The 20,840-nt window shown below is 73.6% G+C and carries 18 protein-coding genes; 4 read left to right on the top strand and 14 right to left on the bottom strand.

The features are described 5' to 3' along the window. Window positions 1–119: 119 nt before the first annotated feature. Genes ACSNOG_RS20815 through ACSNOG_RS20825 form a run of 3 tightly spaced genes read left to right on the top strand, consistent with a single transcriptional unit; the run spans window position 120 to window position 3,795 of the window. The gene (locus ACSNOG_RS20815) at window positions 120–629 is read left to right on the top strand and encodes a hypothetical protein (protein ID WP_436754185.1); all 510 of its coding nucleotides are present in this window, start codon (window positions 120–122) and stop codon (window positions 627–629) included. Next, window positions 626–2,596 (top strand): GMC family oxidoreductase, encoded by a 1,971-nt coding sequence (locus ACSNOG_RS20820; RefSeq protein WP_436754186.1) that lies wholly within the window; start codon window positions 626–628, stop codon window positions 2,594–2,596. The genes ACSNOG_RS20815 and ACSNOG_RS20820 overlap by 4 nt, the downstream gene beginning before the upstream one ends. Continuing rightward, complete coding sequence (locus ACSNOG_RS20825; protein ID WP_436754187.1) at window positions 2,593–3,795, top strand: ferritin-like domain-containing protein; 1,203 nt, start codon at window positions 2,593–2,595, stop codon at window positions 3,793–3,795. Before ACSNOG_RS20820 ends, ACSNOG_RS20825 begins: the two co-directional genes overlap by 4 nt. Before the next feature lie 95 nt (window positions 3,796–3,890). Here ACSNOG_RS20825 and ACSNOG_RS20830 read toward each other — a convergent pair whose 3' ends face one another. From ACSNOG_RS20830 to ACSNOG_RS20885, 12 genes are all read right to left on the bottom strand, one after another. Continuing rightward, the gene (locus ACSNOG_RS20830; protein WP_436754188.1) at window positions 3,891–4,652 is read right to left on the bottom strand and encodes an SDR family NAD(P)-dependent oxidoreductase; all 762 of its coding nucleotides are present in this window, start codon (window positions 4,650–4,652) and stop codon (window positions 3,891–3,893) included. 117 nt (window positions 4,653–4,769) lie between these two features. Then, on the bottom strand, window positions 4,770–6,458 hold the full coding sequence (locus tag ACSNOG_RS20835) for an FAD-binding oxidoreductase (RefSeq protein WP_436754189.1): 1,689 nt from the start codon (window positions 6,456–6,458) through the stop codon (window positions 4,770–4,772). A gap of 34 nt (window positions 6,459–6,492) precedes the next feature. Further along, on the bottom strand, window positions 6,493–6,897 hold the full coding sequence (locus tag ACSNOG_RS20840; RefSeq protein WP_436754190.1) for a cupin domain-containing protein: 405 nt from the start codon (window positions 6,895–6,897) through the stop codon (window positions 6,493–6,495). Window positions 6,898–7,237: 340 nt separating this feature from the next. Beyond that, on the bottom strand, window positions 7,238–8,305 hold the full coding sequence (locus tag ACSNOG_RS20845) for a hypothetical protein (protein ID WP_436754191.1): 1,068 nt from the start codon (window positions 8,303–8,305) through the stop codon (window positions 7,238–7,240). Window positions 8,306–8,352: 47 nt separating this feature from the next. Beyond that, entirely contained in the window at window positions 8,353–9,960 is a 1,608-nt protein-coding gene (locus tag ACSNOG_RS20850; RefSeq protein WP_436754192.1) for a M48 family metalloprotease, read from the bottom strand. 154 nt (window positions 9,961–10,114) lie between these two features. Further along, window positions 10,115–10,531, bottom strand: a complete 417-nt coding sequence (locus tag ACSNOG_RS20855; protein WP_436754193.1) for a hypothetical protein — start codon at window positions 10,529–10,531, stop codon at window positions 10,115–10,117. Window positions 10,532–10,654: 123 nt separating this feature from the next. Further along, window positions 10,655–11,827, bottom strand: a complete 1,173-nt coding sequence (locus ACSNOG_RS20860; RefSeq protein WP_436754194.1) for an MFS transporter — start codon at window positions 11,825–11,827, stop codon at window positions 10,655–10,657. A 59-nt stretch (window positions 11,828–11,886) separates the two neighbouring features. Continuing rightward, window positions 11,887–13,377: an FAD-dependent oxidoreductase gene (locus tag ACSNOG_RS20865; RefSeq protein WP_436754195.1), complete on the bottom strand. Its 1,491-nt coding sequence runs from the start codon at window positions 13,375–13,377 to the stop codon at window positions 11,887–11,889. Next, the gene (locus ACSNOG_RS20870; RefSeq protein ID WP_436754196.1) at window positions 13,374–13,742 is read right to left on the bottom strand and encodes a hypothetical protein; all 369 of its coding nucleotides are present in this window, start codon (window positions 13,740–13,742) and stop codon (window positions 13,374–13,376) included. Before ACSNOG_RS20870 ends, ACSNOG_RS20865 begins: the two co-directional genes overlap by 4 nt. Next, on the bottom strand, window positions 13,739–15,154 hold the full coding sequence (locus ACSNOG_RS20875; RefSeq protein WP_436754197.1) for an aspartate aminotransferase family protein: 1,416 nt from the start codon (window positions 15,152–15,154) through the stop codon (window positions 13,739–13,741). The genes ACSNOG_RS20870 and ACSNOG_RS20875 overlap by 4 nt, the downstream gene beginning before the upstream one ends. 13 nt (window positions 15,155–15,167) lie before the next feature. After that, window positions 15,168–16,541, bottom strand: coding sequence for an NAD(P)/FAD-dependent oxidoreductase (locus ACSNOG_RS20880; protein ID WP_436754207.1), 1,374 nt, complete (start codon window positions 16,539–16,541; stop codon window positions 15,168–15,170). After that, window positions 16,541–17,512 (bottom strand): glycosyltransferase family 2 protein, encoded by a 972-nt coding sequence (locus ACSNOG_RS20885; protein WP_436754198.1) that lies wholly within the window; start codon window positions 17,510–17,512, stop codon window positions 16,541–16,543. Before ACSNOG_RS20885 ends, ACSNOG_RS20880 begins: the two co-directional genes overlap by 1 nt. 320 nt (window positions 17,513–17,832) lie before the next feature. On the opposite strand from ACSNOG_RS20885, the gene ACSNOG_RS20890 reads away from it, so the two are divergent. After that, window positions 17,833–18,837, top strand: a complete 1,005-nt coding sequence (locus ACSNOG_RS20890) for a hypothetical protein (protein ID WP_436754199.1) — start codon at window positions 17,833–17,835, stop codon at window positions 18,835–18,837. Window positions 18,838–18,888: 51 nt separating this feature from the next. On the opposite strand, the gene ACSNOG_RS20895 is transcribed toward ACSNOG_RS20890, so the two are convergent. Beyond that, complete coding sequence (locus ACSNOG_RS20895) at window positions 18,889–20,211, bottom strand: LCP family protein (RefSeq protein WP_436754200.1); 1,323 nt, start codon at window positions 20,209–20,211, stop codon at window positions 18,889–18,891. After that, the gene (locus ACSNOG_RS20900; protein WP_436754201.1) at window positions 20,204–20,626 is read right to left on the bottom strand and encodes a DUF6542 domain-containing protein; all 423 of its coding nucleotides are present in this window, start codon (window positions 20,624–20,626) and stop codon (window positions 20,204–20,206) included. Before ACSNOG_RS20900 ends, ACSNOG_RS20895 begins: the two co-directional genes overlap by 8 nt. Window positions 20,627–20,840: the final 214 nt, after the last annotated feature.

Consider the following 20,840-nt stretch of genomic DNA (forward strand, 5'->3'; position numbering starts at 1 on the left):
CGCCCGTCCTGCCCACCCACTTCACCGAACACTCATACGAGTGAAGGGTATTTGTTTCCTCTTCACTCACCGTGGAGTCTCCGATAGACATGCGTCAGGTCCCACGGATGGGTTCACGGATGACAGCGAAGACGAGCACCTCCGCACGTTCCCTCGACGACTTCCTCACCGCCTCGGCCGCCCTGACCGGCTTCGACGCCTTCGAGCTCCACGGCACCGGCATGGCCGGGGCCTACCACGAGACCGCTCGGGAGCAAGTAGGGGACGCGGCCCTCGGCCGCTTCCTCGATGCCCTCGCCGCCGCGGGCGGCGACCCGGACGGCATCACCGACGAGATCTCGCGCGACATCGCCCGCGCCGTCGCCCACACCTGGTATCTGGGGGTGTGGCCGCAGCTCGCCCGGTCCGTCCACACCGCCCTCGGCCGGGAGCGGGCCAATGCGGCCTTCACCGTCTCCCCCGAGGCCTACGCCGAAGGCCTGGTGTGGCGCACGTTCCACGCGCACCCCGCCGGAGCCAAGCCCCCGGGCTTCGGCACCTGGGCGGATCCGCCGCCCGGCGCCCCGGCCGTCGCCCGTGCCGGCGAGCGCTTCCGCGCCGTGCCCGGCCCGCGAGGGGACGGCGCATGAGCCCGGCACCGCGCCACGGCCGCGGGCGGTACGACGTCATCGTGGTGGGCGCCGGGCTGTCCGGGTCGCTGATCGCCAAGGAGCTGGGGGACAAGGGCTGGCGCGTCCTGGTCCTGGAGGCGGGCACCGGCGGCCTGGACGCCTGGCCCGGTCACCTCGACGCCCTCGACACCTTCTACGGCGCCCTGGCCAAGGTCCCCAACTCCCCCTACCGGCCCAACGCCGCGGCCCCCTCCCCCGACGTCCTGGACCTCACCGGCCTCCCCTCCGGCGGCTACAGCGCCCGGGGGTACTTCGTCCAGCAGGGCCCCCTGCCCTACGCCACCGACTACCTGCGCGCCCGCGGCGGCACCGTCCTGCACTGGCTCGGGCTGACCCCGCGCATGCACCCGGAGGACTTCCGGACCCGCCGCACCTACGGCTACGGCCGCGACTGGCCCCTGGGCTACGACGACCTGGAGCCCCACTACCGCGCGGCCGAGCGGGCCCTCGGCGTCGCGGGCAACGCCGCCGAGCAGGCCGCCGAGATCGGTCTGCCCTTCCCCGCCGGCTACGTCTACCCGATGCACGAGATCCCCCGGAGCTACGTCGACGACATCTTCGCCGCCCGGCTCGACGGAGCCGAGGTCCGGGAGGCCCCCGGCGGCCCCGCCACCACCCTGCGCGTCGTCGGCACCCCCCACGCCCGCAACAGCACCCCCGACGGGCGCTACGACGGCGGCCGGGGCTACCGCCCGGCCGGCGCCGCGGGCCTGCCCAACTACGGGGAGCGCTGCGTGGGCAACGCCTCCTGCGTGCCGATCTGCCCCGTGCATGCCAAGTACACCCCGCTCAAAACCCAGGCCGCGTGGGACCACCGGCGCGTCCGCCTCCTCACCCGCGCCGTCGTCAGCCGCGTCCTGGCCGACGGCAACGGCCGCGCCCTCGGCGTCGAGTACCGGGAGTACGAGGACCCGGCGGCGCCCTCCGGCACCACCCGTACGGCCGAGGCCGACGTCGTCGTCCTGGCCGCGCACGCCGTCGAGAACGCCAAGCTGCTCCTCCTCTCCCGCCTCGCCGGCCACAGCGACCAGGTCGGGCGGAACCTGATGGACCACCCCGTCCTGCTCGGCTGGGGGCTGGCCGGCCACCCGGTCGGCCCATTCCGCGGGCCCGCTTCCACGGCGGGGCTGGAGAGCTTCCGCACCGGGCCCGCCCGGCGCGAGCGGTCCCCCTTCCGCATCGAGATCAGCAACTGGGGATGGGGCTGGCCCACCGGCTCTCCGAGCAGTGACGTGGCCCGGCTGCTGGGCATCGGGGCCGACTCCGCGCAGCCGCGGGGCAGGGGCGTCTTCGGGGCCCGGCTGCGGGCCGCCCTGGGCGAGGAGATCGGCCGGCAGGTCTCCGTGCAGTTCCTGATGGAGCAGGAGGCCGAGGAGCGCAACCGGGTCACCGTCGACCGGCGCCACCACGACCGCCTCGGCATACCGCGCCCGGTCATCACCTACGACCTCTCCGACCGGGTCAAGCGCGGCATGGCCGCGGCCAGGTCCGTCTCCGAGCAGATCTTCCGCCTGCTGGGAGCCGAGGACCGCACCGCGTACGCCCCCGGGCCGCTCTCCCCCGGGCACTTCCGTTTCGAAGGCCGCGGCTTCACCTTCAACGGCGCCGGGCACGGCGGCGGGACGCACGTCATGGGCGCCTCGCGCGGCACCTCCGTGGTCGATGCGTGGCAGCGCTGCTGGGACCACCCCAACCTCTACGCCGTGGGGTGCGGCAGCATGCCCTCGATGGGCACGTCCAACCCGTCGCTGACCATGGCCGCCCTCGCCCTGCGCAGCAGCGAGCGCATCCACCGGGACCTGACGGAGGCTCACCGCCCCGCCTCGGTAGGACCACCCGCCGGCGGCCCCGGAGCCGGACCTGAACCCGCGCCCGCGCCCGGGCCCGCTCCCGTCCCGGACGGCCGGAAGGAGGACCGGGCATGAGCTCCCTTCCCCCGCCCACCGGCACCGCCGCCCTCGCCGGCCTTTCGGCCGAGCCGTCCCGGGTCGAGGAGCCGCCGTTCCGGGTCCCTCGCGACCGCGCCGACCTGCACGTCTTCCTGCAGGCCGCACTGACGCTGGAACACCTCACCATCCCGCCCTACCTGACGGCGATGTACACCCTGCGGCCCGGCACCAACCGGACGGCCCTCTACGCGATCCGGGCCGTCGTGCTCGAAGAGATGCTGCACATGACGCTGGTCGCCAACCTCCTCAACGCCGTCGGCGGACAGCCCCTGGTCGCCCACTCCCGGTTCGTCACCGGCTATCCCGCGCTGCTCCCGTACAGCAAGGACAAGATCCCGGTCGCCCTGCGCCACTTCGGAACCGCGGCCCTGGAGACCTTCCTGTACATCGAGCGGCCGGAGTACGTGGCAAAGCCGCCCGGCCACCCCTCCGTGGCGGGCGACACGGGCTGGACGTCCATCGGCCAGTTCTACGACACCATCCGGACGGGGCTGGTCCGGCTGGCGGAGGAGCTGGGCGAGGCGGAGCTGTTCCGCGGCGACCCCCGGCGCCAGGTGGGCCCCGAGGACTTCTACAACTCCGGCGGCGAGGTCTTTCCCGTCACCGGGCTGCCCTCCGCCCTCAAGGCGCTGCGCGTGATCACCGAGCAGGGCGAGGGCGTGAGCCGCACCCTCTACAACACCGACGACCTGCTCTTCGGGGAGGCCCGCGAACCCGCGCACTACTTCCGGTTCAACGAGATCCTCCAGCGGCGCGCCTACGGCCCGCACGACACCCCGGCCTCCGGGCCCACCGGCCCGGCCCTCGACGTCAGCTGGGAGGACGCCTACGCCATCGACCCCGAGGCCAAGGTCGCGCACTACCCCCTGGGGAGCGCGGTGCGACGGGCCGCCGAGCGCTTCAACGAGGCCTACGCCCGGCTGCTGTGGGTGCTGGAGACGGCGTTCACCGGGGACCCGGCGGTGATGCAGGCCGCGATCCCCACCATGCTGCAGCTGCGCGACCTGTCGGTGCAGCTCTACCGCAATCCCCACCCCGATCCCGCCCGGCGCGCCCGCGGCCTGCACGCCTCCGCGACGTACGAGATCACGCAGGGCCTCCTCGACGGGGCCCGGCGGGGTCTGGCCGACGGTGTTCCCGGCGGCACCGCGCTGCCGGGCGGCACGCGGTGGTGAGACGAATGGGTGAGACGGACGGGATGAGACGGATGCGGTGAGACGGACGAGGCCCGGGATGCGGGGCGGTCATCCCGCACCCCGGGGCGGGAGGGTCAGGCGGTCATGCCGCCGTCGGCCACCAGGTCGTGACCGACCACGAAGCTCGCCGCGTCCGAAGCGAGCCACTGCACCGCGGCGACGATCTCCTCCGTCTCGGCCACGCGCCTGATCGGCACCGTTCCGGCCACACGCGCGTTGCGATCGGCCTCGGTCTCGCCGGGGCGGAAGGACATGGAGGTGTTGGAGGCGCCGGGGCTGACGGCGTTGATGCGGATGCCGTCCTTGATGTGGTCCAGCGCGGCCACCCGCGTCAGCGCGCTGACGCCCGCCTTGGAGGCGACATAGGCGGCCATGCCGGGGCGCCGGCCGTGGAAGCCGATGTTGGACGAGGCGTTGACGATCACGCCGCCTCCGTGCTCGCGCATGTGGGCGATCTCGTACTTCATCGACAGCATCACGCCGGTGAGGTTGACGCCCAGCAGCCGGTGCCAGGAGGCGAGGTCGGTGTCGGCCAGGGGGGTGGGCTTGGCGAACAGCCCGGCGTTGTTGTGCGCGATGTGCAGGCCGCCGTGGCGGGAGACCGCCGTGGCGACCATCGCCTCGACGTCCTGCGCGCTGGTGACGTCGGCGGCGACGGCGCTGGCCTTGCCGCCCTCCTCCTCGATGAGCCGTACGGTCTCCACGGCGGGTTCCAGCGCGACGTCGACGGCGACGACGGTGGCGCCCTGGCGTGCGAAGGCCAGGGCACTGGCCCGGCCTATGCCGGAGCCCGCCCCGGTGACGAGGGCGACCTTGCCTTCGAACTGTGCGGTCATCTGGTTCTCCTCCAACTGGGGGTTCTTCCCGGCCCGGCCGGGTGGTCCGAGGGGTCGGGGTGGTCCGGGTGGTCCGGGTGGACCGCCGGCCGGGCCGGGACGGGAACGGGGACGGGGTCAGGACTTGGGCAGGGCGATCGACTGCGAGTGCCGGAAGACGTTGCGCGGGTCGTAGGCGGCCTTCACCCGCTGCAGGCGCGGGTAGTTGTCCTTGTAGTAGAGCGTGTACCAGGGCACGCCCGATTTGTTCTGCTGCGGGTCGGCGATGTCGCTGTCGGGGTAGTTGATGTAGCAGCCGTCGGTGGCGGGGCCGGGGACCGGGTAGCCGCCGGTGGAGGCGAAGACCTCCGTGTAGACCTCACGGGTCCAGGCCAGGTTCTGGGGGTCCTGCTTCTTGTCGGGCCAGAAGCTCTGGAAGAGGCCCTTGAAGATGGAGTCCCGCTGGGCCGAGGCCGTGTCGCCGGAGCGCACGGTGTTGATCTTCCCGCCGTAGGAGAGCAGGACCACCATGGAGTTGGGGTTCTGCAGGTCGGTGCGGGTCAGGTGCTTGTACATCGACGCGATCTGGGCGTCGTTGAAGCCCTTCCTCAGGTACGCGGACTTGTGGATGCCGCGCAGGGTGGGATTGGTGAGCGTGGGGTTGTTGGTGCCCAGGAAGCGGACCGAGGCCAGCCAGGGCACCCGCTGGGGGGTGAAGAAGTCGGGCATCGGGCCCTGTTCCCCGACGGCCGAGGTCAGCGGCTCGGGCTTGATGCCGAGGGCGGAGGTGATGGAGGCGACGTAGGCGGTGATGAGCTTCTCCGCGTCCGGGACGCCGGCGTCCATCTGCGTGAGCAGACCGATGCTGTCGTTCGCCTTGTGGTTGATCATCAGGAAGCTGCACAGCGCGGCGTAGGGCGAGTCGGGGCCGGCGTTCTTCTCGTGCCAGGAACCGAAGTTCTTCACCAGCGTGGTGAAGCGCGCCTTGTCGAGCTTGCTCCACGGCAGCGAAATGGCACTGACGAAGACGTCCTTCGGCGGGTGCATCAGCTGCTTCGAGGGGTCGCTGCCGGTCGCCCCCGGGGAGCGGAACCAGTAGCGGGTGATGACACCGAAGTTGCCGCCGCCCCCGCCGGTGTGCGCCCACCACAGGTCGCGGTGGGGGTCGTCGGCCTCGCGCGTGGCCACCACGGCCCGCGCCGTGCCGTCGGCGTCCACGACGACGACCTCGACGGCGTAGAGGTGGTCGATGGTGAGGCCTTGCTTGCGCGAGAGCATTCCGTAGCCACCGCCGCTGATGTGACCCCCGACGCCCACGGAATAGCACATGCCGCCGGGGAGGGCCACCCCCCAGCCCTTGTAGAGGGATTCGTAGACGTGCAGCAGCGTGGCCCCGGCCTCGACGCAGAAGGCCTTGCGCTGCTCGTCGTAGGTGACCTGGTCCATCGTGGTCATGTCGATGACGATGCGGACGTCGGGGTGGTAGACGAAGTCCGCGTAGCAGTGGCCGCCGCCGCGTATGGACAGGCGCTTGCCGGAGCGGACCGCCTCCTGGACGGTCCGGACGACCTGTTCGGTGGTGTGGACGATGCGCACGGAATCGGGACGGCCCACCCACCGGGTGTTGTTGCCGACGACGAGGTCGGCGTAGCGCGGGTCGTCCGGCAGGACGGTGACTGCCTCGGGTGCACCCGCGCCGGCCTCCGCCCCGGCGCCGGTGCCCGCCGCGGCGGCCCGGGTGGGCGCGAGGCCCGTCTGTGTCACGGCGGCGCCCGCCACGGCGGCGGCGGTGCCGGTCAGCATGGTTCGTCTGTTCAGCATGCCCATGGTTCCCTCTGTGCGTTACGAGTGGTTGCGCCGGTCAGCCGCCCCAGGTGATGCCGAGTCCGAGCTTCTCCGCGACCTCCTGGGTGCGCTCGACCGACCACCGGTCGCCGACCGGTGCGTCGGCCCCCATGTGCACGGGGTATCCGCCTTCCAGGAAGAAGCGCTCGAAGCCGCCGGGGCAGGTGAGCACGTACAGGTCGGCCGTCTCGCTCTCCACCAGGTACGAATGCGGAATTCCGCGGGGCAGGAAGAGCACGCTGCCGCCTTCGAGGAGTTCGGTGCGGTCGCCCACCGTGGCACGCACGCCCCCGCTCCTGATCATGAAGATCTCGTCCTCGAGCGTGTGGATGTGGCTGGGGGAGCGCTCGCCGAGCTTCGCCGCGAAATGCGTCATTCCCATGGCGCCCCGGGTCTGTTCGGCCGTGAGCTTCACGGTCACCAGGGAGCCCTTCCCCCACAGGCGCTGCACTCCGTCGCCCGGTTTGAGAACGGCCGGCAGAACGCCGTCCTGCCCTAAGGGAAGTTCTTCCCGCCCGTGCGGCGCTCTCGTCATTTCTCCTCCAGATCCCTTTACGGTGCGCAGCAGCGCCCGACCGGCTGGCTCCGAGCGTTCCCCAGTAAACCGGGCAGCGACAAGACAACTGAGCCCAATCCGTCAAGTGGCCGAGGGCAGCGAGGAGTTCACGCTGCGCAAGGCCGGAAACGGATCGGGCTCTGTTTCTTTATTCGGTTGTGCCGGGGGCGGCGGAGGATGCGCTCCCCGGTGGAACGACGCGTGGCTACCGCGCGCCCTGAACGGCTCGTTCGCGGTAATCGCAGTACAACTTCGCGGGGTCGCCGAAGTAGGCCCAGGGAAGGGCGTCCACGCACCCGTCGACCGCACGGAATTGTTCGAGGGCCTCCGCATGGCGCTGCTGCTGCACCAGGAAGAAGGCGAGCAGGTGGCGGACCTCCGCCAGGCGCGGGTGGTCGGGCCGGACGGCCGGGAGGTCGGCGAGGACGGCGTCGGTCATGGCCGTGACCTCGGGCGTGCGGTACTGCCTGGCGCCGAGCGGCCGGTCCAGGTGCTCGAAGAAGGCGATCAGCCGCAGGGCGGGCAGCAGGGTGCCGGCCGGGGCGGCGGAGGCGGCCTTGTCCGCGAAGTCGCGGGCGAGCTCCGCCGAGCCGTGCCACTTCGCGCACCAGTACTGGAGCGCGCCGTAGTGGGCCTCGAAGTGGAACGGCGCCCGGGTGGTGATCTCCGCCCAGAGCTCGGCGACGTACGCGTGGGGGTAGCCGAGGCCGAGTCCTGCCCAGAGGTCGGAGACGTGCGGGGAGGGGTCCTCGGCGTCCAGCTCCATGGCCCGGGCGATGTCCTCGCGGGCCCGCATCAGGACGCGGTGGAAGCCCTCGAACTGCTCGGCGGTGGTCTCCTTCGCGAAGCCGCCGCCCCTGAGCTCCCAGGCGAGGAAGACGGTGGAGCGGGCGCGGACGGCGGCGGCGCCGGGGTCGCCGGGGCACGCGGTCTGCCAGGCCGTCAGCCAGGCGTCCTCTTCGGCCGCCACCCGGGCGAGGGCGATGACGAGCGCCGTGCGGCGCTCCCAGTCCCGGCCGGCGTCGGCCAGGGCCCGGGCGGCGGGCTCCCACTCGCCGCGCTGCGCCGCTTCCCGGGCGCCGTCGATCTGCGGATCGCGCATCAGCCGGTCGGTGTCCTGCCGGTCCTGCGGGAGGAATCCGAGGGCGGCGGCCTCCTGGGAGAGTCCCGGCGCGGAGGCCCCTGCGCGCCCGGGCCGGCCGGCGCTGCGGCGGGACCTGAACCAGAAGAAGATGCCGAGGGCTATCACGAGGAGGGGCAGCAGTCGTGCCACGGGGGTTCGGCTCGATTCGTGAGGAGGAGAGGGGGTGACCGGCGGCGTCAGGCGTGGGAGGGCTGCGGCAGCAGGCGGCGCAGCGGTGCGGTGTCCGGGACGTCGGCGACGAGCGCCTCCAGGGCCGGCTGCAGCCGGGTGTCGTACCCGTCGGGCAGGCGCAGCCGCGCGCTCTCGGCCCAGGACATCTCCCACCAGGCCATCCGGGCGTCGACGAGCTCCAGCAGCACGAGGCTGGAGAGGGCGTCGAGCAGGGCGGGGCGCAGGAATTCGCGGGCGGCGCGGCCGGTGGCCCGCTCGGCCTCCCGCGTCTTGGGCAGGCCGTCGGCTATCTGCCACAGGGCGCCGCGGTCGGTCGCGTCCAGGAGGGCGTGGAGGCCGGTGTGACCGCCGGTGACCCGGGCGAGGGCGTGCCGCAGGGGTTCTGCGTCGGCCTCGTGGCCGGCGCGGATGCCCAGGTGGACGAGCTCGGGCCAGTCCGCGCGGCGCATGTGCAGGGCCTCTTCGGTGAGGGTGGCCGCTTCGAGTTCGGCGAGGACGCGTTCGGGGTCGTGGAGCAGGGCCAGGGCGGGGCCGGCCGGGTGTGCGCCGCGGCCGTCGTCGGGGAGGGCCCGGATGATGCGGATCCGCTCGGCGGTCGGCGGGTGGGCGTCGTAGGGGGAGGGCTCCTCCGCGGGGAGGTCGCGGCGCAGCCCGTCGAGCTCCTGCTGGCGGGCGGGCTCGGCGAGCAGCCGGGCCAGGCCGCCGTGGAACTGGCCGTACGGGGGCAGCAGCCCGGCGGGGACGCCGCAGGTGGCGTACCCGCGGAGGTAGAAGTCGTGGGCGGCGGCGAGGACGGCGGTCTCGCGGAGGGCGGAGGCGGTGGCGTCGCGGCCGGCGATGCGCACGGCGAGCCGGTCGGCGGCGAGCTCCTGGCGGCGGCCGTCGCTGCGGGTGGCCCGCAGGGCGAACAGGCCGTAGGCGATGAAGAGCCTGCCCAGGCGGCGGTAGGTCCAGCCGGCGCCGGAGGTGTCGATCTCCTTGGCCTTGCGGCCCTTGCGTACGGCCTTGGCGGCGGCCTTCTCCTGCCGCAGCCGCTCCTTGGCGACCTGCTGCTCGGCCTTCTCGGTGAAGGCGTTCACGGTGCGGGCGATGGCGTGGCGGCCGCGGGCGGTGACGGCGGACAGGCGGGTGTCGGCGTGGCCGTAGTGGCCGAACTCGTGGGCCAGGACGGCGCGCAGCTGTGCCTCGTCCAGGCCGGTGAGCAGGGGCGTGCCGAGGTAGAGCCGGCGGCGGCCGGGCAGCAGCCCGAGCAGGCGGGCGTTCTCGGTGACGGCGGCGTTGACGTCGCCGGTGAGGCGGATCTCGTCGGGCATGCGGGTGCCGGCGGCGCCGGCCACCTCGCGCACGGCGGCCCACAGCCGTGGCTGCCGGTCCTCGCCGACGGCGAGCCCTTCCTCGCCGTCGTCCTTGGGCGTGCGGAAGAGCAGCATTCCGCGGACGACGGGGAACGCCAGCAGCGCGAGGACGACGGTGATTTTGAGGGCGAGGGGGTTTACCCCCCGCCAATAAGCGGCGGCACCGATTCCGGTAAAGACGCCGAGCACGACGAAGCACAGGAGATAGAAACCCGCGAGCAGAACGAGTGCACGCAGGGCACGCAGAAAGACGCCCATGGGGCAGGGCCTCACACAGAAATCAAGGAAGTGGTCGATGCGGTGGGGGGAGAATGTCGATCAGTATGCCGTAAAGGGTTTCGCATCGGCAAAAAGTTTTCGTAAATGCAGCGACGGCGGCCCGCGGGCCGCCGTCGCCGGAAATGCGGGTCGGTCAGGTCAACGCCTCCGGCCGGACGTCGTGGAGGTCGGCGTCCTCCGCGGCGGGCCGCGGCCGGAGCTCGGGCGGGGTGGCGCCGTTCGACGGGTAGAGGAGGCGGCCGAGCGCATAGGGCTCGGCGTAGGTCGTCACCAGGCGGCGGACCGTGGCGGCGTCGGCCGTCACCGGGAAGCGGCGCCGGTCGGCGTCCGCGTCGTCGGCGCTGGGGTCGGGGTCGGTCAGGGTCGACCACATGTCCTCGGCCGCGCTGATGAGCTGGTCGAGTTCGTCGCGCACCCCCTGCCAGGCGCCTTCGCGCACCGCCTCGTCGATGCGGGAGAGGGTGCCGAGGACGCTGGCGTAGTCCTCGGCCAGCTGGTCCTCCTGAGGAGACGGGGCAAGGGTGTTGGCGACTGGCTCGGTGGTGTACACGGCACCTCCACGCAAGGGGAAACGGTTCAAGGCCGGGGCGGATGCGTACGAAACCCCCGCCCCGGCATCGTCGCGCGCCGCGGGGCCGGCCGCGGCTCTACACCGTCACCGGTCGGCTATATATCACTCGCACGGGCGAGCGGAGCTCACCGGCCGCGGCGAGCGGGTCGCCCGCGCGAGCCACAGCGCGGCCAGCAGGCAGACCGCCGTCATGCCGCACAGCGCCACCGGCACCGCCCGCACGCCCGACAGCTCGATCGCCTTGCCCAGCGCGGGACCCGCGGCCACGCCGCCCACCATCGACGCGGCGATCACGTAGGCCGCGGCGCGCCGGGCGGTGGGGACGGTACGGCCCAGCCACGGCAGCGCCGTCGGGAAGACCGGTGCGATGAACAGGCCCACGCCCGCGTACGCGTAGGGGGCGAGGCCCGGCAGGGCGGCGGCCGCCGTGCACACCGTCATGCCGGCGCAGCTGACGGCCACGATCACCGGCTCCGGCAGGCGGACGGCGAGGGGCACGACCAGGAAGCGGCCGGCGGTGAGCATCAGCCAGTAGACGGAGGTCGCGGAGGCGGCCGCGGCGGTGCCGTAGCCGACGGCTTCGAGGTGGGTGGGCTCCCAGCCGCCGACGCCCGCCTCGACGCCCACGTGCACCACGTACAGCAGGACGAACGCGCCCAGGAGCAGCACTGCGCGGCCCTTTTGCTCGGGCGCTCCCGGCGGGCCGCCGGGGGCGGTGGGCGCCCCGGCCGGGTCCTGGTCGCGGACGCCCTTGAGGAGGAGGACGAGGGCGGCGGCGAGGACGGCGAAGGCGAGGAAGACCACCGGGTAGCGGTCCGGGCCGAGCACTCCGATCAGGGCGGGACCCGCGACGGCGCCGATGCCGAAGTGGGCGTTGAGGACGTTGAGCATGGCGGTGCTGCGGCGGCCGAAGCCGACGGCGAACAGCTGGTTGAGCCCGTAGTCGATGCCGCCGAAGCCGAGGCCGGTGACGAGCGCGGCCACGAGGGCGACCGGCCAGGCGGGGGCGAGGGCGAAGGCGGCGCTGCCGAGGGCCGTCAGGGCGTAGGAGGAGCCAAGGAGCACGCGGTTGCCGGTGCGCCCGTGGACGCGGTTGAAGACCAGAACGCCCGTGACGCCGCCGATGAAGTGGGCGCTCAGCGCCAGTCCCGCGGCGGAGGGCGACAGGCCGAACTCGGCGCGCAGGGCGGGGATCGCGGGCCCGTACAGGGACTGGAGCGCGCCGATGAGCACGAAGCCTGCGCAGGAGGCCGCGACGGCGGCCGGGGTGAACATCGGGGCGGTGCTGCCGCCGCCCGCTTGCACGGGTGCCGGTGCCCGCCTGGTCCGGTCCGTCACGGGCGGCCCGCCCCGGAGTCCAGGAAGCGTTCGGCGATCTCGTGGGCGAACGCCATGACGGTGCCCTGCGGGCTGATGCCGGTGACGCCGGGCAGGACGCTCGCGTCGCACACCCGCAGCCGCCGGAAGCCGTGGGGGCGCCCGTGCTCGTCGCAGACGCCGCCGCGTTCCGCCGGGCCCATGCGGGCGGACGCCATGCCGTGCACGGACACCAGTTCCCAGTCGCCGGGCCGCACGCGACGGCAGAACTCCCCGGCCTCCGCGGGCGTGTGCAGGGGGCGGGCTCCGGCCGCCGGCGGGATCAGCTCCCGCGCCCCCGCGGCGAAGAGCAGCTCGCTCGTGCGCCGGTACGCCTCTCGCAGCCGGCTGTGGTCGGCGGACGTCATGCCGTGCCGCAGGAGCAGCCCGCCGCGCGGCGTGACCCGCAGCCGGGCCTTGCCCTGCAGCCGGACCTGCGTGGTGTACGACCCGAGCAGGCCGAAGGCGGCGAGCAGCCGGTCCAGCAGCTGCGGGGGGCGGCTCGCGAGCGCGGCGGCGAGGGTGCCGCGGGTGAGGTTCGACGGCATCATCAGCACGCCGTCGTCGGCGAACTGGTGGACCTGCGCGGTGAAGATAGTGCCCCGGTCGGCGTGGACGGGCTCGTCGAAGCGGGCGACCGTGCGGAGGTTGACGTGCAGGGAGAGCTCGCGTCCGGCCGTCCCGCGGTGGATGCGGCTGCGCTGCAGGAGCGCGGGCGTCTGCAGGGGGCCCGCGGCGAGGAAGACCTCGCGGGCGCGGTGGAGGTGCGTCCGGCCGCCGGGCCCGGTCGCGAGGACGCCGCGGACCGCGCCGTCCTCGTGCAGGATCCGCAGGACGCGGGTGCCGGGGACGATGCGCGCGCCGTGGGATTCGGCCTCGGGGAGGTAGCTGACGGCCATGCTCTGCTTGGCGCCGCCGGGACAGCCGGTGGTGCAGCGGTTGCGGTGCAGGCAGTCGCGGACGGCGCGGCGGGCGGGCTGCCAGCGCCATCCCAGGCGCTCGGCGCCCGCGGCGAGCAGCCGGGAGTCGCGGTTGCCGTCCCCGTGCGGCTGGGCGGCGACGCCGAGGCGGCGCGCGACGGCCGCGAGGTGCCCGGCGAGGTCGGCGGCGCGGTACCCGCCGATACCGGCCTCTGCGGCCCAGCGGTTGAGCAGGGCGGGCGGGGGGTCCCACAGCAGCCCGCCGTTGACGACGGTGGTGCCGCCGACGCAGCGGCCTTCGCCGTAGGCGAGGGTGGGCGTGCCGAAGACGGGGGTCAGGCCGCCCTGGCGGTAGAGACGGCGCATGTTCTCGGCGGGCGTGGCGGCGGCGATGCGGCCGGTGTCGACGCGCGGGCCTTCTTCGAGGACGGTCACCTGCCGGCCGGCGGCCGCCAGTTCCCGCGCGACGACGCTGCCGCCGGCGCCGGAGCCCACGACGAGGACGTCGCTGTCGCAGGTGTGCGCCCTGCGCGCGGACCGCGGGTTCACCGGTCCGCCCCCGCGGGTGCGGGCGGCTGTGCTCCGGGGCGGCCGTCGAGCGCGCCGAGCAGGGCGAGGGCGGTGCCCGAGCGCACGACGTCCGCGAAGCCCGGGACGGCGGCCAGCCGCTGCATGCCGCGGCGGCCCTCGGCGGCGGAGGCGCTCCGCAGCCCGCGGCCCGAGACCGCGAAGAAGGCCGCGGGCAGCAGGCACAGGGCGAGGGCGTAGCCGGCCCGGTAGGGCAGCGGGAGGGTGCTCAGGGTCCCGGTCACGTGGGTCTCGGCGGCGGCGCGGGCCCGGGGGTCGCCCAGGCAGGCGTACTGCCGCAGCCAGTACGAGCGCAGGCCGCTCGCGCGCAGTGCGCCGCGCATCATCCGGCCACCTTCTCCCTGAGGAACGCGGCCAGCAGCCGCGCCGCGCCCTTGGCGAGCACGGCGTCCAGGGCGCCCAGGAAGGCGGTCGTCTCCTCCTCGCCCGCGACGAGGGGCGGCGAGACGACGAGGGCGATGTCGCGGTTGGAGCCGAAGAAGGTCAGGATCCCGTGGTCCCGGTACAGGGCGGCGATGACGGCGGCGGTGAGCAGCTTCGGTACGGCCTGGGGGTCGCGGGCGGCCGCGGGGAGGGCGGCGCGGATGCGGTCCGGGATGTCCGGGCCGGGCCGGAGGAAGACGCCGTGGAGGGCTCCCCGGCCGGTGGTGGAGGCCACGAGGCGGGGGTGGCGTTCGGCGATGCGGGCGAGACCGGCGGACAGCAGCCGGCCGAGTCTGCGGGCGCGGCCGGGGAAATCCTCCTCGACGGCCACGGACACCGCTTCCAGGGCGGTGGCGGTCTCCTCGCCGAATCCGTAGTAGGTGGTGCTGTGCAAGGTGGCGTCGGCGAGGTTGTCGTAGGCCTTGCGAAAGACGGGTTCACGCACCACGTACCCGGAGATGGAGGATTTCCCGCCGCCGAACGACTTCGACATGGTGAGGACGTCGGGAACCAGGCCCGGGCAGCGCATGAAATGGAAGAGCTCGCCGGTCTTCCCCCAGCCGGTGTACACCTCGTCGAAGACCAGGACGATGTCCTGCTCCGTGCACAGCCGCCGGACCTCGCGCAGGAAGGCGGGCGGGCTCTCGCGCAGGGCCGAGGCGCTGAACGGTTCGAGGACGACGGCGTACACGTCGCTGCGCCCTGTGCTGTCGCGGTGCCGCTCCAGGGCCAGCTCGAAGGAGGCGAGGTCGCCGAAGGCGAAGGAGTCGGTCCCGGGGATCCGGGGGAATTCGAAGTGGATCTCCGGCGAGGCGGTGAGGCTGCCGGCGCCGAGCAGTTTCCCGTGGAAGGCGATGTCCGTGTGCAGGACCGTGCCGCGCCGCCCGCCGTGGTATTTGTACGCGAGTTTCACCGCGCCTTCGACGGCCTCCGCCCCGGAGTTGGGGAAGTAGCAGACGTCGAGGTCGCCGGGGAGCAGTGCGGACAGGTTGTGGCCGAGGGCGGCGACGTAGGGCGAGAAGTAGTTCTTGTGGACCTCCATGCGGCGGTGCCGGCGGAAGCGGTCGCGGGCGGCGAGGATGCGCGGGTGGTTGTGGCCGTGGTTGAGGACGCCGATGCCGCCGGTGAAGTCGAGGATGCGCCGGCCGTCGCGGAGGGTGATCCACGCCCCCTCGGCGCTGTCGACGAGGTCGCGGCCGAATCCGAAGGAGCCGATGAGGGAGACCTGGCTGCGGCTGACGTGCTTCTCGTAGAGGGCGTGGACCTGGTCGATGCCGAGGTGTTCGGCTTGGTCGAGCGAGATGAGTTCGGGCATGGCGTCCTCGTGCTCAGGCGTGGGAGTCCTCGGGAAAGGCGTGCCGGTCGCCGGGTTCGGTGCGCAGCCGGTCGGCGATGAGGCGCCCGGCGCGGCGGCCGTCCCGGACGGCGTAGTTGGTGCCGCGGTCCTCGGGGAAGACCTGTGCCATGCCCGCGAGGAAGAGGCCGGTCACGCGGCTCTGCACGGGGGGCATGAGGCGGGTGTAGCCGGGGGTGATGACGGGCTGCGCGTGGTCGGCGCGCCACACGTGGAAGGCGTCGACCCAGCTCCGGTCGAAGCCGGGGAACATCCGCCGCAGGTGCGGCAGGCTGTGCTCGAACACCTGCTCGTCGCCCATCCGGTAGAGCTCGGCGTCGACCGGGAGGTACTTGGAGAGGTAGGCGATGTGCCGGCCGCCGTAGCGGGCGGGGTCGTCCATGTTGGTGTGCTCGATGACCCCGACGTAGGGGAAGGAGGGATCGTTGACGTTGAGCCAGTAGGTGTCGGAGAGCGGGCGGTTGTTCTCCAGGACCAGGCAGAGGTTGGCCAGGTAGCGGATCCTGCGCAGCTGCCGCAGCAGCGGCGGAACGGAGGGGTGGGTGTCGCTCTGCTCCTCCAGCATCCGGGCGGCCAGTTCGGGCGCGACGGTGAGCAGGACCCGGCCGGCGGGGTGGAACTCCCCGTCCCCGGTGCGGACGCCGGTGACCCGGCGGCCGTCGGTGACGACGTCCTGCACCGGGGTGTCCGTGCGGATGTCGACGCCGTGGTCCGCGAGGCGTTTGCGCAGGGCCGTGAGGAGGACGTCGCTGCCGCCGCGCAGGTAGTAGAGGGTCTCGCTGCCCGAGCGGGTGCGGCTGCCGCCGCGCAGGTGCAGCTTGGTCCACATCCACGTGGCGCCGACCTCCGCGGCGTGGTCGCCGAACTTGCCCTCCAGCAGAGGGCGCCACACGACGTCGTAGACCCTGCGGCCACCGAGCGAGACGAGCCACTCCTCGGCCGTGCGGTGCTCCAGGAGGCGCCAGTCCCGCACGCGCTGGGCGCGCACGGTCAGCAGGCCGAGGCGGAGCCGGTCCACCAGCGGCAGGGGGGCGAAGCGCAGCAGGTCCAGGGGTTTCGACAGGCGGTAGACGGAGTTCGCGTAATACATGCCGGTGCGGGTCAGGTGGGGTTCCATCAGATCGGCTATGCCGAGCCGGGCGCAGAGCCGGAGCATTTCCTCGTCGGAGGCGAACCAGTGGTGGTAGAAGCGTTCGAGGCGGCGCTCGCCGACCGCGAAGGTCCCTGCGAGGCCGCCGATGCCGGAGTCGCGTTCGAGGAGCCGCACGGAGTGGCCGAGCTCCGCGAGCTCCAGCGCGGCGGACAGGCCGGTGAACCCGGCACCGACGACGATGACGTCCGTCTGCATCACGCGACCTCCTCGACCGAGGCGAGGACGGCCCCGGGGACGGTGCTCCGTATCCGTTCGCTGATCACGTAGGAGGGCCGGCCCTGCGCCTGCCGCAGGACGGCGTGGAGGTATTCCCCGAGGACGCCGACCGCCAGCGACTGCGCGCCGAACAGGGCGAGGGGCAGGACCTTCGGCCGGCCCCGGCGGGTCGGCGCCAGCAGGAGCGCGCCGGCGAGCGAGGCCGTGCCCGTGCAGAGGGGAATCCGCAGCGGAAGGGCGGAGCCGCTGGTGAGGAACGCACTGCGGGAGAGGGCGAGCATTTTCGGCAGCGTGTATTTGGAGGCGCCCGCGGCCCGCGGCTCCCGCTGGTATTCGATCGCGGTCTCGGGAAAGCCCGCCCAGCTGACCGCGCCGCGCAGGAAGAGCTCCCGGTCCGTCAGCCCGGTGAGCAGGTCGACGACTTCCCGGTCGAGGAGCCGGAAGTCCCCGGTGTCGAATGCCACGGGATGGTCGGAGAGCCGGTCCAGGAGCCGGTAGAAGGCGAAGGCCGATAAGTTCTTGAAGACGCTCTCGCCGTGTCTCGCGGTGCGCCGCGCGGACACCACCCGCCAGCCCCGGCGCCAGCGGGCCACCATTTCCGGGATGATTTCGGGAGGGTCCTGCAGATCGGCGTCGAGGAGGACGACCGCGTCTCCCCGGGCTTCCTTGAGACCCCCGAGACAGGCCGCCTGGTGGCCGAAATTCCGGCTGAAGCGGACGGCGCGCACCATCGGGGACTCCCGGGTGAACGCCCGCAGGAGGTTCCAGGTGGCGTCGGCACTGCCGTCGTCCACGTAGATGACTTCGTAGCGGACGTCTTCCACGGGGCGCAGGGCCCGGACGATGCGGTCGTGGGTACGGCCGAGGACGGCTTCTTCGTTGTAACAGGGGAGAACGACGCTGATCAGCTGAGTGGTGGGGGACGGAGGGCTGGTCTGGCTGGCGGGCATAGGCCTCTCCTGTGCCGGTAGCCGGTTATCGCCATGCTGTTTTTCCTGCCGCGCATTCAGATACTTTCCCCTTGCACCAATCGACGGTAGCCGACGGCCGAGCGGGCGGGCAAGATCCCCGTGACCAGGCCCGGAGCCCGGCAAATCGGCCTTGCGGGAGCGCATTTCCCGGGTGGCGCAGTGCCGGATGCGGCGCCCGCCGCCGGGCACGAGACTTGAGCGGGGCCCGGCCGGACGCCCGGCACGGGCCCGGATCCGGACGCCTGCCGGACGACGCGCAGCCCCGCCGTGGAGCCGGAGGCCGGGAGGAGGAACAGCGCATGCCCCGCGACCCGCGCCCCGCAGCCGCCGTCACGAGACCCGTGGGCCCGGGCCGCCGGACCGTCCTCGCGGGAACCGCGGGGCTCGCCCTCGGCGTGTGCGGGTGCGGGACGGCACCGCCGCGCAACGCCATGGGCAGCGGCCCGCCGTCACCGGCCGCCGCGCTCCCCCGCCCCGCGGCCTGGCGCCCCGACCCCTCGGACATCCGGCCCGAGGTGAAGCTGCGCGCCGTCCGGCTGGTCGAGGCCCTGGGCACCTGGCGGCGCGGCGCCGGGGGGACGGACGCGGCGCGGCAGCGGGTCGCCGCGCTCGGGCTGCCGCCCGGGCTCGCCGGGCAGGCCGGGCCGCTGCTCTCCGGCGCGGACGAGGCCGCCGTCGAGGTGGTCGACGCCCAGTACGGCGGGATCCTGGCCGACTCGGCGAGCGTGCTGGTGGTGTGCCGGCAGTGGACGCGCGCGGGCAACGGGCCGGTGGTGACGGGCGGGACGACCGTGGACGTACGCCTCGCACGGGGCGCGACGGCCGGGGAGCGCTGGTCGGTCGGCGCGCTGCACCCGGCCGCTCCGGGCCCCGCGGCCGGCTCGCTGCCGGAGGCGGCGCGCCGCGTGCTCGCCGAGCGCCGGATCCGGCTGCCCGCGGCCGCCGAGGCCGACATCCGCAACGGAGGCGTGCACGCCGGTGTCCTGCGGACGCTGCTGAAGCTGGCGGAGCACTACCGCATCGACGTCAGCGTCGTGCGCTCCGGCCACCCCCTGAACGTCTTCGGCACCGGCCGGCCCAGCGACCACCCGCCGGGCCGGGCGTTCGACGTGTGGCGCATCGACGACCGGGCGGTGGTGGACCGGGCGACGCCGCGCGCGCTGGTCGAGGCGTTCATGCGCGACGCCGCTGCCGCCGGTGCGTACAACGTCGGCGGCCCGGTCCTGCCGGCCGGCGGGAGCCCGGGACGCCCGTTCTTCTCCGACGACACCCACCACGACCACGTGCACGTCGGATTCAGCTGACCGCAAGGCGCCGGCAGGAGGAGGCCCCCGGTGCGGACGCGCTCCCCGGGGTCAGTCGACGCAGGGGACGCCGCCCATCTTCACCGGCGGGCCCTGGAAGGAGCCGGAGGACACCCCGGGGGCCGAGCCGCCTCCCTTGGCGTCGTCACCGCCACCGCCCTGCTGCGGGCCGGCGACCGGCGCGCCGCCGCCCTCCCCCGTCTTCTGCTGCCCCTTCTGCCCGGTCATCGCCCGGACGAGGGACTTGACCTTGTCCGGGTCGACCAGATTCACGGCCTCGCCCTTGCGGGTGGCGAACCCCTCGATGGGCAGGGTGTGGAACTCGGCGTTGCCCCCGGTGAGGTTGGGGGCCTGCCGGGCGAAGTCGAGGATGTTCCAGCGGTTGTCGATGACGACGTCCTTCTTGATCACGTCGAACAGCCCCTGCAGCTTGCCGAAGTCGCTCCACACGCCCTCCTGCTTGAGCTTGTGCGTGACCGACGACAAGAACGCCTGCTGGCGGTGGGTGCGGTCGAGGTCGCCGCCGGGCAAGCCGTGCCGCTGCCGCACGAAGGACAGCGCCTGGCGGGCGTCGAGCTCCTGCGGCCCGGCGGGGAAGTCCGCGCCGGAGTACCGGTCGCGCACGGCGTGCTTGAGGCAGACCTGGACGGGCTGGACCACCTTGGCGATGTCGTAGAAGCCGAGCAGGTTGACCTCGGCGAAGTGGTCGATGGGCACGCCGAGGAAGCGCTGGACCGTGGCCAGGGTGGCCTCGCGGCCCGCCTCCCGGCCGCGGTGCTCCAGCTCGGCCCCCTTGACTCCGCGGGCGGACAGCTTCTCCTCGGCCTCGGCCTTGGCGATCCCGTACGCCTCCTTGATCTTGTGCTCGCCGCGCCCGCCCGCGATCTCGACGTAGTCGTCGCGCGGTATCGAGAAGGCCGTGACCTTGCCGCCGCCGGCCGGGATGTGCATCAGGATCAGGGTGTTGGTGTTGTAGCCGCCGATGGCGCTGGAGCCGGCGTGCAGTTCGTCCTGCACGAACTCCTTGGGCAGGTCGTTGCCGTTCATGTCCTTGCGGCTGTCGAGGCCGATCAGGAGCAGATTCACCGCGTCGTCGCGCCGCGGCGGCGCGCCGTCCCGCAGGGCGTCCAGGGCGCTGGAGGTGTTCACCCCGCGATCCAGCCAGTGGTACGCGCACCAGCCGACGCCGCTGGTCAGCATGACGGCCGCGGAGGTGAGGCAGATCGCGATGCGGACCGCGCGGCCGGGCCGGCGCGGGCGCCCTCCGCGGCGCCCGCGCGGCGCGGGGCGGGCGGCCGGGCGGCCCCGGCCCGCGCCCGGTGAGCGGGTCCGGCCGTCGGGGCGGTAGGGCTCGCGGCGGTAGGGCTCACGCATGGCAGGCCCGCCTCCCCCGGCCGGGACGGAAGGTGCGCACGGCCAGCACGAGGACGGCCGAGGCCTCCGCCGCGGCCATCGCCGGGAACGTGTCCAGGGCCCAGTGCGCCGCCGCGGCGAGGGTGTCGCCGCTCCCGCCCGGGCCGGCCGGCGCCGCGACCGCCCGGGCGCCGACGGCCACCGCGGCGATCACCAGGGGCGGCGCGGCGAGCGCCCACCACGTGTGGGCGCGGGCGCACAGCGCCGCGGCGAGCGCGGCGGCGGCCGCGGCGGAGAGCGCGAAGACCCAGCCGAGGCCGGCTCCGGCCGCTTCGTCCACCACGGCGCCGGCCAGGAGCAGTGCTCCCGGGGCGAGCAGTGCCGTTCCGGCCCGCCGCGTCCGCTTCCCCGGCGTCTCCGTCCGCCTACGGCCCATACGTGCTCCCCATCGGTCCGGCCGCCGCGCCCGCGACGACCTCGCAACTTTCACAGTTGCGCAATATAGCAAGTGTTATTTCCGGACTGCCGCACGGGTGCCGGGCGCGCGGCCCGCGCGGGGCGGAAGTGTCCACGGCGGGCGCCTCCCGGGAACGTATCGTCTCATTCGCCCGGACCGTACCAATAACAGTGGTTCAAAGGGGAGTTGGCGC

Source organism: Streptomyces sp. URMC 124, assembly GCF_051386455.1.
Lineage (GTDB): Bacteria > Actinomycetota > Actinomycetes > Streptomycetales > Streptomycetaceae > Streptomyces.

What these genes read in the sequence shown, in the direction of transcription:
- ACSNOG_RS20815 (WP_436754185.1), top strand. Translation starts at nt 120, where the DNA reads ATGACAGCGAAGACGAGCACCTCCGCACGTTCCCTCGACGACTTCCTC.
- ACSNOG_RS20820 (WP_436754186.1), top strand. Translation starts at nt 626, where the DNA reads ATGAGCCCGGCACCGCGCCACGGCCGCGGGCGGTACGACGTCATCGTG.
- ACSNOG_RS20825 (WP_436754187.1), top strand. Translation starts at nt 2,593, where the DNA reads ATGAGCTCCCTTCCCCCGCCCACCGGCACCGCCGCCCTCGCCGGCCTT.
- ACSNOG_RS20830 (WP_436754188.1), bottom strand. Translation starts at nt 4,652, where the DNA reads ATGACCGCACAGTTCGAAGGCAAGGTCGCCCTCGTCACCGGGGCGGGC.
- ACSNOG_RS20835 (WP_436754189.1), bottom strand. Translation starts at nt 6,458, where the DNA reads ATGGGCATGCTGAACAGACGAACCATGCTGACCGGCACCGCCGCCGCC.
- ACSNOG_RS20850 (WP_436754192.1), bottom strand. Translation starts at nt 9,960, where the DNA reads ATGGGCGTCTTTCTGCGTGCCCTGCGTGCACTCGTTCTGCTCGCGGGT.
- ACSNOG_RS20860 (WP_436754194.1), bottom strand. Translation starts at nt 11,827, where the DNA reads ATGTTCACCCCGGCCGCCGTCGCGGCCTCCTGCGCAGGCTTCGTGCTC.
- ACSNOG_RS20870 (WP_436754196.1), bottom strand. Translation starts at nt 13,742, where the DNA reads ATGATGCGCGGCGCACTGCGCGCGAGCGGCCTGCGCTCGTACTGGCTG.
- ACSNOG_RS20875 (WP_436754197.1), bottom strand. Translation starts at nt 15,154, where the DNA reads ATGCCCGAACTCATCTCGCTCGACCAAGCCGAACACCTCGGCATCGAC.
- ACSNOG_RS20880 (WP_436754207.1), bottom strand. Translation starts at nt 16,541, where the DNA reads ATGCAGACGGACGTCATCGTCGTCGGTGCCGGGTTCACCGGCCTGTCC.
- ACSNOG_RS20885 (WP_436754198.1), bottom strand. Translation starts at nt 17,512, where the DNA reads ATGCCCGCCAGCCAGACCAGCCCTCCGTCCCCCACCACTCAGCTGATC.
- ACSNOG_RS20890 (WP_436754199.1), top strand. Translation starts at nt 17,833, where the DNA reads ATGCCCCGCGACCCGCGCCCCGCAGCCGCCGTCACGAGACCCGTGGGC.
- ACSNOG_RS20895 (WP_436754200.1), bottom strand. Translation starts at nt 20,211, where the DNA reads ATGCGTGAGCCCTACCGCCGCGAGCCCTACCGCCCCGACGGCCGGACC.
- ACSNOG_RS20900 (WP_436754201.1), bottom strand. Translation starts at nt 20,626, where the DNA reads ATGGGCCGTAGGCGGACGGAGACGCCGGGGAAGCGGACGCGGCGGGCC.